This is a genomic window from Nocardia sp. NPDC051570 (genome assembly GCF_044454005.1).
In the GTDB taxonomy this organism is placed as follows: Bacteria; Actinomycetota; Actinomycetes; order Mycobacteriales; family Mycobacteriaceae; genus Nocardia.
This window is the reverse complement of sequence record NZ_JBITDI010000043.1, coordinates 1-12,379: the sequence shown is the minus strand read 5'-3', so window position 1 is coordinate 12,379 and position 12,379 is coordinate 1. Positions and strand designations below refer to the sequence as shown.

General features: G+C 65.3%; 11 protein-coding genes. 4 read left to right on the top strand and 7 right to left on the bottom strand.

Annotation, left to right across the window (positions count from 1 at the left end; genetic code table 11):
• Window positions 1–2,090 (bottom strand): MMPL family transporter (locus ACIA76_RS43045; protein ID WP_397161283.1); only part of this gene is annotated, 2,090 nt, incomplete at its 3' end.
• 307 nt (window positions 2,091–2,397) lie between these two features.
• Between ACIA76_RS43045 and ACIA76_RS43040 the strand changes: the two genes are divergently transcribed.
• Entirely contained in the window at window positions 2,398–2,586 is a 189-nt protein-coding gene (locus tag ACIA76_RS43040) for a hypothetical protein (protein WP_397161281.1), read from the top strand.
• Window positions 2,587–2,704: 118 nt separating this feature from the next.
• Here ACIA76_RS43040 and ACIA76_RS43035 read toward each other — a convergent pair whose 3' ends face one another.
• The 4 genes from ACIA76_RS43035 to ACIA76_RS43020 all read right to left on the bottom strand — a co-directional run bounded on the left by ACIA76_RS43035 (window position 2,705) and on the right by ACIA76_RS43020 (window position 6,625).
• Window positions 2,705–3,613: an SDR family NAD(P)-dependent oxidoreductase gene (locus ACIA76_RS43035; protein WP_397161280.1), complete on the bottom strand. Its 909-nt coding sequence runs from the start codon at window positions 3,611–3,613 to the stop codon at window positions 2,705–2,707.
• Between the two features lie 69 nt (window positions 3,614–3,682).
• Window positions 3,683–3,955: a hypothetical protein gene (locus ACIA76_RS43030; protein ID WP_397161278.1), complete on the bottom strand. Its 273-nt coding sequence runs from the start codon at window positions 3,953–3,955 to the stop codon at window positions 3,683–3,685.
• A 136-nt stretch (window positions 3,956–4,091) separates the two neighbouring features.
• Window positions 4,092–5,048 carry a serine hydrolase gene (locus tag ACIA76_RS43025; protein WP_397161276.1) on the bottom strand — a complete coding sequence of 319 codons (957 nt, stop codon included), beginning with the start codon at window positions 5,046–5,048 and terminating at the stop codon, window positions 4,092–4,094.
• Between the two features lie 455 nt (window positions 5,049–5,503).
• Window positions 5,504–6,625: a protein kinase family protein gene (locus tag ACIA76_RS43020; protein ID WP_397161275.1), complete on the bottom strand. Its 1,122-nt coding sequence runs from the start codon at window positions 6,623–6,625 to the stop codon at window positions 5,504–5,506.
• A gap of 584 nt (window positions 6,626–7,209) precedes the next feature.
• On the opposite strand from ACIA76_RS43020, the gene ACIA76_RS43015 reads away from it, so the two are divergent.
• Window positions 7,210–8,343, top strand: coding sequence for an FAD-dependent oxidoreductase (locus ACIA76_RS43015; protein WP_397161274.1), 1,134 nt, complete (start codon window positions 7,210–7,212; stop codon window positions 8,341–8,343).
• Window positions 8,344–8,723: 380 nt separating this feature from the next.
• Here ACIA76_RS43015 and ACIA76_RS43010 read toward each other — a convergent pair whose 3' ends face one another.
• The gene (locus ACIA76_RS43010) at window positions 8,724–9,449 is read right to left on the bottom strand and encodes an alpha/beta fold hydrolase (protein ID WP_397161272.1); all 726 of its coding nucleotides are present in this window, start codon (window positions 9,447–9,449) and stop codon (window positions 8,724–8,726) included.
• Window positions 9,450–9,584: 135 nt separating this feature from the next.
• Here ACIA76_RS43010 and ACIA76_RS43005 point away from each other — a divergent pair, with 135 nt between their 5' ends.
• Entirely contained in the window at window positions 9,585–10,175 is a 591-nt protein-coding gene (locus ACIA76_RS43005; RefSeq protein ID WP_397161270.1) for a TetR/AcrR family transcriptional regulator, read from the top strand.
• 369 nt (window positions 10,176–10,544) lie between these two features.
• Here ACIA76_RS43005 and ACIA76_RS43000 read toward each other — a convergent pair whose 3' ends face one another.
• Entirely contained in the window at window positions 10,545–11,432 is an 888-nt protein-coding gene (locus ACIA76_RS43000; protein WP_397161268.1) for a LysR family transcriptional regulator, read from the bottom strand.
• A gap of 70 nt (window positions 11,433–11,502) precedes the next feature.
• On the opposite strand from ACIA76_RS43000, the gene ACIA76_RS42995 reads away from it, so the two are divergent.
• On the top strand, window positions 11,503–12,246 hold the full coding sequence (locus ACIA76_RS42995) for an SDR family oxidoreductase (RefSeq protein ID WP_397161267.1): 744 nt from the start codon (window positions 11,503–11,505) through the stop codon (window positions 12,244–12,246).
• The last annotated feature ends 133 nt before the right edge of the window (window positions 12,247–12,379 follow it).

The window sequence follows — 12,379 nt, the reverse complement described above, 5'->3', positions numbered from 1 at the left end:
CCTCGATACGCGCGAACCTCGATCTGCCGCTTCCCATACGCCAACACACACCTCCAGAATCGAGGTGTTGCAACGACCAGTTGAATCCGTCGAATGATCGCCAGCATGAGTGCGAGCACCAGAGGCAGATTGTGATCGATCACCGCGTTCGTCTCGGCGCCCTCGGCGGTCTCCCCTCCGATGCGCACGGCGAATCCGGGTGGCACAGTAGCGGATTCGGCTCGTATCCGGTCGAGTAGCGCATGCGTCGCCGGGTCCGACGCACGCGTCGTGGGCACGACCTCGATGATCGCGGTCCGGTCGTCCTGGGCGAGGTAATAGCGGATGGCTTGACGCGCGTCGGGCGGCAGCGAGCCGAACCGCTCCGGTGCGAGCGCGGCGAACGGCTCGGCCGGAGAGACCAGAGGCAAAACGCTCATGACCGAATGCACCGCGGCCACTCCCTCGGTGGCGGCCAGTCGATCGACGAGGTCACTGAGCACCCTGCCGTGGTCGTCTCGATCGAAACCGACGGGTGCGCCGACGACGACCTGGATGGGAGACGGTGCGCCGGTGCCGAACTGGTGCTCGATGGTGTCGTATCCGGCCCGCACACTGACGGTCGGCGGCAGTATCCGCGCGTCCGGGGTCGAGATCTTCACATGCGTTGCCGGAAGGGCGATTCCGGCCAGCACCGCCGTGGTGACCAAGACGCCGAGCACCGGCCGGCGCATGACCTGATCGATGAACCGATACCACCTGCGGGTACGGATCGCGTCGTCGTCGCCGGATTCCTCGGTCCGCCACCATCGTGGCAGCGGGACGGTACCGCCGTTGATGCGATGCCCGAGAATCGACAGCAGAACGGGCAACACGGTCACCGCGGCGAATACCGAGGCGGCGACGACGATGATCGCGCCGATGGCCATCGACAGAATCGCGTTCAGCGGCACGATCACCAGGGTCGACAACGCCAGGACGACCGTGACCCCTGAAGCCACGACAGCATGTCCTGCCGATCTCAGCGTTCGGGCGACGGCGTCGGTAGCCGAATCGCCGCGAGCGAGTTCCTCTTGAAATCTCTTGATCACCAGCAGTGAGTAGTCGATGCCGATGCCGAGCCCGAGCATCGTCACGACGTTCTCGACGAAAACCGATACCTGAACGGCCGAGGCGAGCGGTGAGATCAGCCCCAGTGTCACAGCCACGCTGGTCGCTCCGACCGCGAAGGACACCAGCGCAGCGACTACACCGCGGAACAGGAGTAAGAGAACCATCGCCAAGATCGGCAGTGTGAACAGTTCGGCCCGGACGAGTCGCTCCTTGCTGACGACTCCGGTCGATCCGCGAAACGCGGCGGCACTGACCAGCTTCGCATCCAGACCCTCGTCCGTGTAATGCGCGTCCAAATCCTGCTGCACTCGCGGGATCTGCTTCTCCGCGTCGTCCTCGCTGATATTCAGTCCGAGCGAGGTCACAACGCTGCGCTTGTCGGCGCCGACGAACGGGGCTCGGTTCAACGGGCTCAGCGTCGCCCAGCCGAACGCCTCCCGCGCGCCGAGCCCGGAATCGCTTCGCACAGTGTCCAATACATCGCGCACCCGCTGTTCGAACTTCGGCTCGCCACTGGTGTATCGGTGATCGGTGACCACCAGCGTGACCGTTACTTCTCCCCGCCCGACGAACCCTGTTCGCATGGCATCGCTCGCCGCGACCGAATCCGAGCCGGGCACCGACCAGCCGCCACCGCTGAGCTTCCCGGAAGCGGTGACGGCACTCAATGCCGCCGTGGTGAGGACGACTATCCAAACTCCGAGTAGCCACCAACGCCGTTTCCGAATATACGACGCCATGCGTCCGGATACCGATCGCCCCGTATTCGGCGGATCGGATCGCTCATCGACGATGACAGCCACGATTGCCCTCTCATCATGCACGGCGCATGTCAGAGCAGCGCCGGAAGAAATGAAACCGAGCGGTGAAACACGACAACTCGACAACCAGTCACCGCAAGTTTCGCCGACGGTAGCAGTACGACTTGTGACATACAACCTTTCACGGAGTTGCATTAAGGTCAGGCTTAATCCGCCTGCGTGATACAGGTCACACAATTGCAGATATCGGCCTCCTCGGCTGGATCTTTGCTTCAGGCTCCTTTAGATAAGAATTATTATTACAACCAAGTGAACGTATCGGCAATCGATTGAGCATCCCTTGACGAGTTCCCGAACGTATGTAGATTGAGCGATCAGATATTGGTTCATGATGCACGACCACGCAAGAATAGGTCTAGATTTGAACAACTTCCTCGAACGCATCAACTTATACATCGACGATATCCCCCGGCGATAGCACAACGCGATCCCGTCTCTGCCCGAAGCGCCGCAGCCGTATATCGGTAATTCCACCAGGCAGCCAATGACCCGGAAATTCGGCGAGCGCATCCGGTCCAAGGCGATGGTCGCTCAGGAGCTGTCGGCCGAGCAGTGGATCACCATTCCCCAGCCGATCATCGACGTGTACGCGATGTCGCGGCCCACTCCCCTGATCCGCGCGGTCGCCCACAGCGCGGGTATCGGCCGGGAAGTCGCTACATGCGCGCCGTGATTCGACGCCGGAACTCGGGCTGAGGCATTGGTCGGTGTCTTATCCGCGTCAGGCCGGCGCGGAGGCCGGCCTGACGTGTCGTTGTGTTGTCGGGAGCGGATCGAGGGTGCGGTGCGCGCTATTCGCGATGGAAAGCGATGGACGCCGGCATCCGGTCGACGGCCATCCGCATGGTGCTCTCGGCCAGCTTCATGGTGGGAATGGAGCAGATCCACCGCATCAGGCCCGGCGAGACCCGGTGCAGCACGAACGCGAGTGTGGCGTCGAAGTTCACCGGGACGATCGCGAGGTTGTAGCGAATGGCGCGTTGCACGGCCCGAGCGACCATGTCCGGGGTCGCGAAGGCGAATCGCGCCTGGGCATCGGCGATGTGGGCGCGGAATTCCTCGGTCGCGGGGGTACCGCTGTTGACCAGAGTCGCGTTCGCGGCCAGCTGTGTGCGGGTGACGCCGGGGCAGACGGCGCTGACCCCGATGTTCTTCGGTGCGAGTTCGGTGCGCAGCGATTCCGCGACCATCAACGCTGCGGCCTTCGACGCCGAATAGGAGGGCGCTACCCGGTTCGGCGTCCACGCGGCCCCCGAAGCGATCACGACGATATGACCGGGCTGACCGCGTTCCACCATCTTCGCGCCGATGATCGTGCTGCCGTGCACGACCCCGTGCACGTTGATCGCCATGATCTTCTCCCAATCCTGGGGAGTCTGGTCGAGGAACGCTCCGCCCAGGGCGATGCCCGCATTGTTGACCAGGATGTCCGGGACGCCGAACCGGGCTATCACGGTGTCGGCGACCTGCTGCCCCTGCGCGGGATCGGTCACGTCGAGTGCGTAAGCCTCACAAGCTCCTTGCGCGAGTTTCGCGGTCTGCTGCGCGGCGGCGAGGTCGATGTCGGTCGCGATGACGATGTCGCCCGCGGCGGCCTGGCGCAATGCGATCGCCCGGCCGATGCCGCTGCCGGCGCCGGTGACCAGCACCAGCCGTTCCTGCTTGTTCGCGACCGGTCCGGTAAACGGAAGTCTCACCATGATTGATCCAATTCGGTTGGCTGTTCGTGCTTGTCGCGGCTCGTGAGACGAGTCATGCTGTCCGGCCGACTATTCCGCCGTCGCCGGAACCGGCTCGGGCCGCGCCGTGTCGCCGCGTCCGTTGGCCGCCTTCGCTTTACGCGCCGCAACGCGGAAGGTGTAGTCCTTGCGGGGATCGAATCGCCGACTGTGATCCCACAGGGAGTCGCGGAATCCTCTGGAAGGCCGCAGGATCGGGCTCTCACCGCGGTCGTTGAAGAAGTAGCTGCGGACGTTGTGCCGCTCGAGCTGGCGTTCGACCAGATACTCCTGCGCGACCCGCGTGAACGGGCTGGTCGCCACTGGCGACGCAGCGCGGAATGCCGGCCACACAGCAGGTGCCGCGAAACCGCGCGTAAGCACGAGGTTCGTCCAGATGAGACTCAGGTCCCGCAGGCCTTTGGACAACAGGTCGTGACCGTGGCCAGGCCGAACTCCGTCACCTTGCGGCTCCTGCGGCAATGTTTCGGTTGATGGCCTGTGGATCGATCAGCGCCGACAGAGGTGACAGATAGGTGTACTCGTCGAGCATCGCCCGACCGAGCACCGCGTGCGCCTGGACTATCGGATTGGTCGCGCCATAGTTGTCCGGGTCGGGCGCCTGGTCGGCGAAGTAGGCATACACCAGTTGCGGGGCGCCATTCGCGTCGAACAGAACTCCGGCTTCGTGCCGTTTATCCTCGTTCGCGCCGTATTTGGTGGCGATCCGAGCTCGTTCCAGCGACGACATGGAACGCCGAACACCGTCCACGTACCCGACCGAAGGCCAGGTGAGGATCCGCAACATGGTTTGGGTCGAGGCGGGCGTGAGCAAGGTACCGGTGACAAGCTTGCACAACAGCGTGTTGATCTCGCGGGGCGTCGTCACTCCGAGCCAGAAACGATGCGGGTTGCCCGGCAGCGGTTCGACACGGGTCTTTTCGAATCCTTTGGCGGCGAGGATGCTGTTGATCTCGGTTCCCGGCAGCTTCGAGCCGATCAATCGGACCGCAGTGTTGTCCGAGACCTGCAGCATCGCCACCAGCACGTTCGAAAGGGTCAGCCGGTCACCGTAGACCGTCTGGCGGTGGTAGATGCCGCTACCGGGCGCCAGTATGTCGGCGTTGAGCTCGACGGTGTCGTGTAGCGACAGCCGACCCTCATCGACAGCACCGAGCAGAGCAACGCCCACCGCGAGCTTCTGGACGCTGGCGCCCTCGATGACGAAGTCGGCGTCATGGTCGACGACCGGTACCGGGTTGGCCGACATCAGGTCGGTCACGCAACTGTGCCAGCGCCCACCGGACCCGGTTGTGACACCGTTGTAGGTCGCCGCAAGTGCCTTACCGGCCAGTCCCGGTGCCGCATAAGTCGTTGCCGCGGGCGCCACCAGAGCAGCGGCACCACCCAAGAGCATTGCTCGGCGCGTAACTCCGCCGCCCGGCCCGCACCCCAGTAATCCTTCGGTACCCACTGACAAACACCTCTCCACAACCTGACCGAGCCCTCCGAGACCAATCCAGGAAAGCCGTACACCCGTACCTATCCGAGAAGACCCGGAATCCGATACATCCCGGACGCAAGATGCCCCGCGAGGGTGACCTGTCACTACCCCCGCAGGGGTACGACGTATGAACGTTGGAAAGCGCAGGAATCGGCAACGACGTCCCGTACCCGACACACGAGCAATGGTTCGCGCCGGCGCGGTGCGGCGGCTGTGCAGTAGACACCGCAACGCGCATCACGAAATGCGCGCCAGAGTCCGAAATTCGTACTTACAGCCAGCCATGCGGGACCGCAATCCCCCGAAAGATCTGCGGCGTTACGTAGCGGTGTTCTCGCGGCGTCAAGTGACACCGAGGACGCGGTGGGTCACCTGACGTCAGGGCTCCGAATGGCCTGGCCGTCCAGCAGGCGGCGGATCTCCTCGTCCGGATATGGGGTGCTCCGGCTCTCCTGCTGGAACGCACGCGTGAATGCGGACATCGCCGCGGCGATCGGTGCGTGCCGGGTGAGGACCGCGGCGGCCTCCTCATCGATGCCCTCCGGCGGTTTGCCCTCGGCGATGGCGCGCACCATCGCGGCGCGTGTCTCCCGGTCTTCCCGCCAGAGCCCGTACAGGGCGGTGAGCAGCCAGTTCACTAGGTAGGTGGCGGTGAAGCTGCGGTCGTAGCTCTGGTTCTGGTCGAAGAAGGTGGCCTCCTCCGGCGAGAGGTCGAACCCGCAGGAGAGCGCGAGACCGTAGTCGCCGAAGTAGAGGCGTTGACCGTCGGTCAGGATGTTCTCGAAGTGCGCGTCGAGGTGCAGCAGCCCACGGGAGTTCATGAACGCGGTGCCGGCGGCCAGTTCCCGCTCCACCATGGCACAGGCCCGGTCGGCGGCCTCGTCGCCCGCCTCGATCTGGGCGTTCAGCCACTCGTGCAGGTTCTGCGGGATGCACTCCAGGAACAGCGCGATGCTCGCCGAAGAGTCCTGGAGGGCCTCGATCCGGTGGCGTACCTGCGGTCGGCTATCCCAGTAGGCGACGGCGCGATCGATGTCGGCGAGTTCCTCCGGCAGCGGTGTCGTGTCCGGCAGCACCCGCCAGTGGTACATCAGCGGGAAGCCCTCACGTTCGTCGGCGAGCACCCAGTTCGTCGTCATGATGTGCACGGCGAGCTCGCGCCAGGCCCCGAAGCCCGGCCCGCCGATGAGGCCGACGCCGTAATGGCACAACAGCGGCAAGTCGAACAGGTTCGCCGTGGACCGGACGTGCTCCGGCTGTCGTTCCAGGTCGGTGAGGGGTATTCGCTTCACGAAGACCGGGGTTCCAGCGATCTCCAGCAGCGCCGACTTCCCGCCGATACCGACGCCGATCGGTGCGGCCGCGTCCACGAGCTCGCGCAACGCGTGATCGCTGTGCAGCGCAAGGGCCGTGGAGACAGCGCTGTGGACGTGCAGGCGCGCCGGGCGCGACATGTCGCGGGTCTTCGCCGCGTCAGATGACGAGGACATCACTGCGTCAAGGGAATTCGCTGCGGCCTTCATGTAGGCGCCGACCTCGATTCAGCCATGGCCACGCGGTCGTGCCGGCGGCTCCGGAGCGGGCAGGAGGTCGGTCCCGGGCCGCACCCGACGGCGGTCCCGGCTTGTCCCCCGGAATCGGACTCTACGTCACGATCTCCATGCGACGACTCCACGTAGTGAGAGGCGAGGCGTCAGGCATCGGCCTGAGGCTACGAGGCCGCTGGCTTCCGGCATGTCGCTGTGGCGTGACGGCGTGGGGGCGCCGAGGTGGGGGCGCGGGCGGAGGTGTATGTGCTGGAGGCGCTTTCGGTGACCCATCTCACTTGTCGGCCGAGGGTTTCGCTCACCCGCGTGGTCTGGCGAGGCGGTGATCGATTCCGGTAACGTCGAGATGGAGGACGCGCGAAGACTTATTCCGGTATGGGTTAGTCCGGAAGTTTCGCCCCAGCATCTCGCGGCCGTCGTGGGCGGCGCGGCGGGAACCTGTGCGTCCCTTTCAGTCGATACGTCTGTGAAGGGACTGTGCTGTGTCGAACAACGCTGTGTCAGAGAAAACGGTGCCGGAAAGTGCTGTGCCGGAAGGGCGACGGCCGGAAGACGGCGTTCTCGTAATCGGTGCGGGGATCGGCGGGCTGTGCCTCGCCCAGGGGTTGAAGCGCGCGGGAATCCCCTGTGCGGTCTACGAACGCGATGAGTCGCCGGAGTCGCGGCTGCAGGGGTACCGGCTGCACATCGACGCGTTGGGCATTCGCGCATTGCGGGAGGTGCTGCCGGATGAGCTGTACGCGCGGTTCGAGGCCACGTCGTTGCGGCCGCGGCCCACTGTCGTGCGTTACGACGACCAGCTCGCGTTGCAGTCGGTAGTGGAGTTCCCAGAGCCGGGAGTGAACGTCAACCGAATGACGTTGCGGCACATCCTGCTGAGCGGGCTCGATGGTGTCTGTTTCGGGAAACGGCTCACTCACTACGACAGCGACACCGACGGGGTCACGGCGTACTTCGCCGACGGCACCACCGCGCGTGGCCGTGTGCTCGTCGGTGCGGACGGGGTCAACTCGACGGTCCGGCGCCAATACCTGCCGCACGCGCGGATCGAGGACACCGGGCTGCGGCAGCTGTACGGCAAAATCCCGCTGCACGAGCGGACCCGGTCGCTGTTCGACGACGAGATGCACGCCGTGTTCAGCATGATCCTGGGCCCCGGCTACACGATGGTCGGCGTGGCGCCGGTGGCGCATCCGGAACCGTTCATGACCTGCTCGGTCGGCCTGCGGCGGGAGGCGATCGGTCTGTCCGACGAGGAACTGGCCGGGCTCTCGGGCGAGCGGCTGCGGGAGTTCGCGCTGAAGCAGGTGGACGGGTGGCATCCGCGAGTGCGGGCGATGGTGTCCAGCTGGGCGCCCGAAACCGTGTTCCCGCTGGTGATTCGGACGAGTGTGCCGTTCGCGCCGTGGGTTTCGAGCCGGGTGACGCTGCTCGGTGACGCGATCCACGCAATGAGCCCGGCGGCTGGCGCAGGGGCAAACGCCGCACTGTGTGACGGGGCCGCGCTGGCGGCAGCGTTGAGCGAAGGGCCGGACGAGGCTGTCGCCCGTGGTGCGATCGCCGCCTACGAGGAGGCCATGGTCACCCACGGGTTCGCCGCCGTGCGCGAGTCCGCGACGAACGGGCACCAGTTCCTGGGGCAGGACCCGCTGCCGGTCTGAGGTTGACCCGATGGAGTGGGCGGCCGGGTGACCCGGCAGCAGCGGGATCACCTGGCCCTTGCTCGCGTAATCCATTCCCTCGTCGAGCCGCAACCCAGCTGGCTATACATAGGTGAAGTATCCGCACATGCCGCAACCCGCGCGGTTCGAGGGAGGCCACGCGGCTCTGCGGAAGACCAACGGGCAGAGATCATCTCGGCCTTCCCGACGCACTGGATGTCTTTTCTATGCCGCGATGCGGGCGTTCTGCGCGGCGAGATCGACTGCGGCGCAGAACGTCCGGTCTTGCCGAATACCGCGCATTTCTGCGGGAGCCACCGTTTGCGGTAGCAGCGACTTCGTGAGTACCGCTGGAACGCAGTGCCGGTGATGGCATGAGGTCAGCTGAGCTTCAGGAGTAGTTCGGTGAGTTCCAGTGGCATGGTGATCATGCAGTCGTGGCCGGTTGGTAGTTCCCAGATCTGTGCCGGGGTGCCGTTGGGTTGTGTCGTCGGGACCGGGCGGCGGTCCGGGCTCTGTGGTGTGCGTGCGGTGCAGTGGATGTGGGTTCGGGGGATCGCGTGGACGGCGGGGTTGTCCAGGCGGACCGGTTGCTGGAGGCAGCGCACCGGCTGATCGGAGAGCATGGTGTGTAGCCACGCGATGTCCGTGGGGTCGTTGACGCCGAAAAGGCCTGCGGGAGGCGGCAGCTCGGGTAGCGGCGGGACTCGCCAGCCGCTGTCGGACTGCAGCGCGAGGTCGATCAGGGCCTGGGTGACGGGCAGGACGTCAACGGCGGTCTCACCGTCTTCGGGGACCATGGCGTCCAGGTAGACCAGATGCGCGATGCGGTCGGGTACCTGGTTGGCGACGGCCGAAATGACAAGGCCCGCATAGCTGTGCCCGACGAGTATCACCTCGGTGAGATCTTCCTCGAGGAGGAGGGTGACGATGTCCTCGACGTGGGTGTCGAGCCCTACCTGGGGGCCGAGCAGATGCCGCCGATCGCCATAGCCGGTCAGTGTCGGTGTGCTGATCCGGTGGCCGGCCGAGGCCAGCGCCTGCACCACCCGTACCCAGCACTGACCACTGTGCCAGGCTCCGTGTACCAGCAGATATGTCGACATGGCTCGTGCTCCCTCTGTGTACTACTCGGCCGACGGCGCCGCGTCTACAATCATCGAATAAACGGGACGCCGTCCCGATTGAAGATACGGTACACTGTACCGTTTATCAATCGCGGTAGCGGAGAGAGGGATTCGATGCAAGACAGCGACGCGGCCGCCGAACGTGCGACCCGGCCCAAACGGGCAGACGCGCGGCGCAACGAGCAGACCTTGCTCGACGCCGCCGCCACGGTGTTCGTCACCTCGGGCGTGGAGGCGCCGATACGCGACATCGCGGCGCGGGCCGGTGTCGGGACGGCCACGATCTACCGCCACTTTCCGACGCGCGCGGATCTCATCGTCGCCGTCTACCGGCATCAGGTCGAATCCCTCGCCGAGATCGGCCCCGCCCTGCTGGCAGACAGTGCGAGTCCTTATGCGGCGCTGAAGATGTGGATCGAGACGTTCGCCGATTTCGTGATCACCAAACAGGGACTCGCCACCGTGCTGCAGTCCGACGACCCCTGCTTCGACCCCCTGCACTCCTACTTCCTCGAGCGACTCGTGCCGGTGTGCACGCAATTACTCGATGCCGCAGCCGAATCGGGCGAGATCGCCGCGGGCCAGGACGCCTACGAACTCATGCGCGGTGTCGGCGGCCTATGCGCGGGCGCCGGCACCAATCCCCGCTACAACGCCCGCCGGCTGGTCCACCTACTCATCGCGGGCTTGTACCGACCGCGCTGATCATCCACTCGAGTCGCATGGGGCGAGTTCGACCGGCCATGATCAGCAGTCGGCCGGGCCGCCCAGCGAACATCCGATATTGCCGCTCATCGAGCAGTCGTACGACGAAAACCGCTGCAGCTCAACATATCCGGTAATGGCGATTATCGAGTCCCAGGGGGCGGGCTTCGTTGATGGTCCGAACCGCATCACGTGTCACGGGCGGTCAGTGGCCCTGGCCTGCGGTGTTCAGGGCGCGCTACACGGTGAGGTTGTGCATGGTCGAGAATGTCTCGGCTCCGGCGGAGGGTGCCGATGGCAAGGTCGGCCGGACAGTACCCGCGGTAGGCCGCTGTTGTCGTGGACAGCGAGAGGTTCTGGCGCCGAACGCTAACCGGTGAGATGGGACAGCGTAGCGTCTTTCAGTGCCTTGATCAGTGGGTTCGGATCGTGGGCTCGGGTGACGAGTACGACCTCGCACGGCTCGATGCCATCGAGGGGTACCAGGGCGATATCGTCGCGGACGGTGGCGCGGCGGTCGCCTGCGGGGAGGATCGCGACGGAGTGACCGGTGGCGATGAGTTCGAGTTTGTCCTCGAAACTGTCCTCGATGGCAGGGCCGGGTGGTGCCGGACGGTCGCCGACGGGTCGAGGTGTGCTCCAGATCGTCGGTGTGTTCTTGCAGGCAACGAGTTCCTCGTCGGCGAGCTCACCGAGGTCGGCGGATTCCTTGCCCGCCAAGCGGTGCATCACCGGCACGACGAGCACGCGTGGTTCCCGATACAGAGTCCGCACGCGCAGGTGGTCTGTCGGGAAGGGAAGCGGGCGTCGGGCGATGAGCGCGTCGACCCGGCGTTCGGGGAGGGCGTGTGTGGCGTTCCAGGCGAGGTGCCGCGTGCGGATCCGTGCGTCGGGGTGGCGGCGGCGCAACGCCTGAACGGCAGGCGTGATGACCAGGCCCTCGACGTAGCCGATGGTGATCGCGCGGGGCGGGTCGGCGGCTTTGGCCGCGCGTGTGGCCTGCTCGGCGGTGTGCAGCAGTGCCTGCGCATGGGAGAGGAAGACTCGGCCGGCGTCGGTGAGGCTGCTGCCCTGCGGGGTGCGGTCGAGCAGCCGGACACCGAGCTGGTCCTCGAGGCGCTGGATCTGGCGGCTGAGCGAGGGCTGCGCCAGGTGGAGCGCGGTGGCGGCGCGACCGAAGTTGCCGTGCTCGGCAACGACAGTGAAGTAGCGCACGAGCCGTAGATCGAGGTCCACACGTCCAGAATAGATCGCCATACGCGTGCGACATGACGACGTGCGAAACAGGTCTTGGACGGCGGGCGCGCGACGTCGTTGACTCGCAGGCATGGGCAACTACAACGGCAAGAACATCGTGATCACCGGTGGCAGTAACGGTTTGGGTCTGACGACGGCCCAGCGGTTCGTAGATTCTGGAGCGCGAGTACTGATCACCGGCCGCGCACAGTCGACTTTGGACGCGGCGCGGGAACAGTTGGGGAGCAACGCGATCGCTGTCCGCAGCAACGCGGCATCCATACCAGAGATCGAGACCTTGGCGAACCGCGTGGCGGCGGAGTTCGGTCTGGTGGACGCGTTGTTCGTGAACGCGGGCGTGACCGCGTTCGCGGCGTTCGAATCCACACCGGAGGATATGTACGACGAGCTGTTCGCGATCAACACGAAGGGCCCGTACTTCACGGTGCAGAAGCTTGCACCACTGATGCGCGAAGGCGCCGGTGTGGTGCTGACGACGTCGGTGGTCAACGTCAAAGGCCTAGAGATGATCAGCGCTTACGCTGCGAGTAAGGCTGCTCTGCGCTCGATGACGCGATCGCTGGCGCGGGAGTTGCTGCCGCGGAAGGTACGCGTCAACGCGGTCAGCCCCGGACCGATCGACACCGGCATCCTGGACCGGTCGATGCCACCCGAGACCGCGGCGGCGATGAAGGAACAGTTCCGCAGCGCGAATCCGATGCAGCGTGTCGGACTGTCCGAGGAGATTGCCGCAGCGGTGGAGTATTTGGCGTTCGGTGCGACATTCTCGACGGGAGCAGAGTTTCCGGTGGACGGCGGAGCATCACAGCTGTAGCTGTCGGCACTGGCATCCCGACCGAACCCGGACGTGCACTAGTACTCCAGCCGGACTTCACGTTCGTGTGAGTTGGTTTGATCGTCGCTGGTAGTGGCTGGTGCGGGCGCGGTGTTGGTGTCTGCGACGCCAG

What these genes read in the sequence shown, in the direction of transcription:
- ACIA76_RS43040 (WP_397161281.1), top strand. Translation starts at nt 2,398, where the DNA reads ATGACCCGGAAATTCGGCGAGCGCATCCGGTCCAAGGCGATGGTCGCT.
- ACIA76_RS43035 (WP_397161280.1), bottom strand. Translation starts at nt 3,613, where the DNA reads ATGGTGAGACTTCCGTTTACCGGACCGGTCGCGAACAAGCAGGAACGG.
- ACIA76_RS43025 (WP_397161276.1), bottom strand. Translation starts at nt 5,048, where the DNA reads ATGCTCTTGGGTGGTGCCGCTGCTCTGGTGGCGCCCGCGGCAACGACT.
- ACIA76_RS43020 (WP_397161275.1), bottom strand. Translation starts at nt 6,625, where the DNA reads ATGTCCTCGTCATCTGACGCGGCGAAGACCCGCGACATGTCGCGCCCG.
- ACIA76_RS43010 (WP_397161272.1), bottom strand. Translation starts at nt 9,449, where the DNA reads ATGTCGACATATCTGCTGGTACACGGAGCCTGGCACAGTGGTCAGTGC.
- ACIA76_RS43005 (WP_397161270.1), top strand. Translation starts at nt 9,585, where the DNA reads ATGCAAGACAGCGACGCGGCCGCCGAACGTGCGACCCGGCCCAAACGG.
- ACIA76_RS43000 (WP_397161268.1), bottom strand. Translation starts at nt 11,432, where the DNA reads ATGGCGATCTATTCTGGACGTGTGGACCTCGATCTACGGCTCGTGCGC.
- ACIA76_RS42995 (WP_397161267.1), top strand. Translation starts at nt 11,503, where the DNA reads ATGGGCAACTACAACGGCAAGAACATCGTGATCACCGGTGGCAGTAAC.